Here is a 3,038-nt window from a genome sequence, read left to right on the forward strand (position 1 = left end):
CCGCGGCGTCAGCTCCAGGTCCCCGCGGACCGGGTGGCGCCGCCACGGTGACCGCGCCTCGCACACCCCCTGCTGCTGACCAGTAGATTCCGATAGACAGGTGTGTCACAACTGGGGGCCCGGATTCCTATGATGGGCGAACGGCACCGGGACCTGGCCCGCCAGGCAGGCCCTGCAGGCGGTGAAGACGGCGCGTAGTGGTGGAGGGGTCGATGACTCAGGGGGCCGGCCAGGCACCGGAGGAGTGGCACGGCGTGGACCAGCCCGCGGACCCGGGTCGCGGAGGCGGTCCGCAGGATGATCTCTACACGCCCACGGTGCCTGATCTCCCCGTGATGGAGGGGGCGGGTGCGCTCTATGTGGTCGGCGATGTGCACGGCTACCTCGACGAGCTGCGTGCCGCGTTGCGCGAGGCCGGCCTGACGGACGCCTCGGACAACTGGATCGCGGGCAACACCCGGCTGTGGTTCCTCGGCGACTTCACGGACCGCGGCCCCGACGGCGTGGGCGTGCTCGACCTGGTGATGCGGCTCTCCGCCGAGGCCGCGGCGGCCGGCGGCTACTGCAAGGCCCTGCTCGGCAACCACGAGCTCCTGCTGATCGGCGCCAGCCGGTTCGGCGACACCCCCGTGGAGTCGGCCGCCGGCACCGCCTCTTTCCAGGCCGCCTGGCTGCTGAACGGCGGTCAGCGCACCGACATGGAGCGGCTGCAGGACCACCACGTCCAGTGGATGTCCAGGCTCGACTCGATGGCCCTGGCCGACGGCCATCTGCTGCTCCACTCGGACACCACCGCCTACCTCGACTACGGCTCCACCATCGGCGACGTCAACGACGCGATCTGGCAGGCGCTCCAGCGCAACAGCGTGGAGGAGACCTGGGAGCTGTTCCGCAAGTTCACCAAGCGGTTCGCCTTCCGCGACGAGGACGGGCCGCAGGCGGTGCGGGAGCTGCTCGACACCTATGGCGGCAAGCGGGTGGTGCACGGCCACAGCCCGATCCCGTATCTGACGGGCGAGGGCCTGGGGGGCGCGGACGCCGAGTCGGAGGGCGCGGAGGGCGAGGAGAGCGCACCGGGCGTGCGCGGTCCGCACGTGTACGCCGATTCTCTTGCCATCGCCATGGACGGCGGAGTGACCATGGCCGGAAAGCTGCTGGTCGCGAGGCTGCCGTTGCCCGAGTAACCGGCGGACACTGTTTCCCCCCGGCTTCACCGAGCGTTGTCCCGCGTGCTCGGCCGCGTAGTCGGGCGGCGGAGAGCTGTCAGGGTGGGCGGCTCAATTGTTTTGGCGAATTCGGGAATTCCCTGTCACCAAGGCCGAATGCGCTCTACCATCAGGGTCCGCTCACCAGCTTGCTGCCCAAGAGGCCCTGGGGACGCATATGAACAGCGCTGACGGATTGCCGCCGGAGGATCAGGCCGATTTCGAGCGGATCCTCGACGAGGCGCTGCGGACTGCCCGGCTTTCGGCCGGCGCCGACGGTTTCGAGGTCGAGAGGGTGCGGTCGCTCGCGATGGACGCCCTGCCGGAGATCGCCTCGGCCGCCGACGAGGAGTACCGCCGACTGGTCGCGCTGCGGCGGTCGTTGGGGGTGCCCGGCGGGGGCGTCCCGGGTCCTGGACCGTCCCCCGGCAGGGAGGAACGTTCCGCCGGGGTCGGCCTCCTGGCCGTCGTCACCACGCTGGTGCCGGTGCTGGCGGCGATCGCCGCCGTGGTCTTCCTGCTGCTCGGCTACGCGCTGCGGCTCGCGGAGCCGGAGCCCGGCATCGCCGAGCGGATGCGCGCGGTGGGCTGGGTGTTCGCCGCGGTGGCCGGGTTCGGGCTGCTGGCGGCGCTCGGCGGCCTGGTGGTCGCCGCCGCGCGGAACGGCGCGTCGACCGCGATCCGTGCCTCGGTGCCGGCCGAGGAGCTGGCGCGGGCGCGCGAGGAGTGGCGGCGCGCCTTGCACGACCAGGGCGTGGTGCCGTTCGTGCGGGCCGCCGGCGGTCGGCACCACCCCCAGGGGCGAACGCCGCGCCTGCGGTTCTCGAGCCCCGACTTCTCGAGCCCGGACTTCTCCAGCTCGGCCGGCGCCGCGCCGCGGGTGCGGCCGCGCTACAGCCACCCGAGGTTCTCCGGGCCCGCGTTCGGCCACCCGGCGTTCACCAGCCCGGCGGACGGCGAGGACGAGCCCTCCGCCCGCCCCGGCTACGCGAGTCCGGACTTCACCAGCCCCAAGGACCCGGACTAGGGTCCGGCCGGCGGGCGGTCTCGGCCCAGGAGGCGCTCGATGACCCGAGCCACGCCGTCCTCGTCGTTGGAGAGGGTGTGGTGCGGCGTCGCGGCCAGCACCGCCGGATGGGCGTTGGCCATGGCGTACGCGGTGCCCGCCCAGTCGAGCATGGCCAGGTCGTTAGGCATGTCGCCGAACGCCACCACCTCGGTCGGGTCGACGCCGAGCTCACGGCAGCGGCCCGCGAGCGTGCTCGCCTTGCTGACCCCAGGTCCGCTGATCTCCAGCAGCGCCGTCGCGTTGGAGCGGGTGAACTCGCCGTGTTCGCCGGCCACCGCGCGGCCGAGGGCCAGGAACGCGTCGGGGTCGAGGCTGTCGTGGTGGGCGAGCAGCTTCAGCACCGGTTGCCCGCCGAACGCCGCGTCGTCCGACAGCAGCGACTCGGCGGGCGCCACCCGGGACGCGGGGTCCGCGACCATCGGCGCGTACCCGGGCTCGTGGTGGAAGCCGGCGGCGCGCTCCACGGCGAACGCCACCCCGGGTGCGGCGGCGCGCAGGGCGCGCACGATGGCGAGACCGTTGTCGAGCGGCAGCGGCCGGGTCGCGACGAGCTCGCCGCCGCGCCGCAGGTCGACGACGGCGGCGCCGTTGCCGCAGATGGCCAGACCGTGGGCCGGCACGTGGGCGCTGACGGGGCCCATCCAGCGAGCGGGCCGGCCGGTGACGAAGAGGACGTGGATGCCGGCGGCCTCGGCGGCGGCCAGCGCGGCGACGGTGCGGGGCGAGACGGTCTTGTCGTCGCGCAGCAGGGTGCCGTCGAGGTC

The 3,038-nt window shown here is 73.4% G+C and carries 3 protein-coding genes; 2 read left to right on the forward strand and 1 reads right to left on the reverse strand.

Annotated elements, in window-relative coordinates; translation table 11 throughout:
• The first annotated feature begins 212 nt into the window (after positions 1–212).
• Positions 213–1,184, forward strand: a complete 972-nt coding sequence (locus E1265_RS35270) for a metallophosphoesterase (protein WP_132935030.1) — start codon at positions 213–215, stop codon at positions 1,182–1,184.
• Positions 1,185–1,383: 199 nt separating this feature from the next.
• Positions 1,384–2,232 (forward strand): hypothetical protein, encoded by an 849-nt coding sequence (locus E1265_RS35275; protein ID WP_207931340.1) that lies wholly within the window; start codon positions 1,384–1,386, stop codon positions 2,230–2,232.
• On the opposite strand, the gene E1265_RS35280 is transcribed toward E1265_RS35275, so the two are convergent.
• Positions 2,229–3,038: HAD hydrolase family protein (locus E1265_RS35280; protein ID WP_132935031.1), on the reverse strand; the 810-nt coding region annotated here is incomplete at its 5' end. The genes E1265_RS35275 and E1265_RS35280 overlap by 4 nt on opposite strands.

Origin of the sequence: Streptomyces sp. 8K308, assembly GCF_004348315.1 — a bacterium.
Classification (GTDB): Bacteria; Actinomycetota; Actinomycetes; order Streptomycetales; family Streptomycetaceae; genus Streptomyces.

Excerpts from the sequence above, each read along its gene's own strand:
- E1265_RS35270 (WP_132935030.1), top strand. The coding sequence starts at position 213 with ATGACTCAGGGGGCCGGCCAGGCACCGGAGGAGTGGCACGGCGTGGAC.
- E1265_RS35275 (WP_207931340.1), top strand. The coding sequence starts at position 1,384 with ATGAACAGCGCTGACGGATTGCCGCCGGAGGATCAGGCCGATTTCGAG.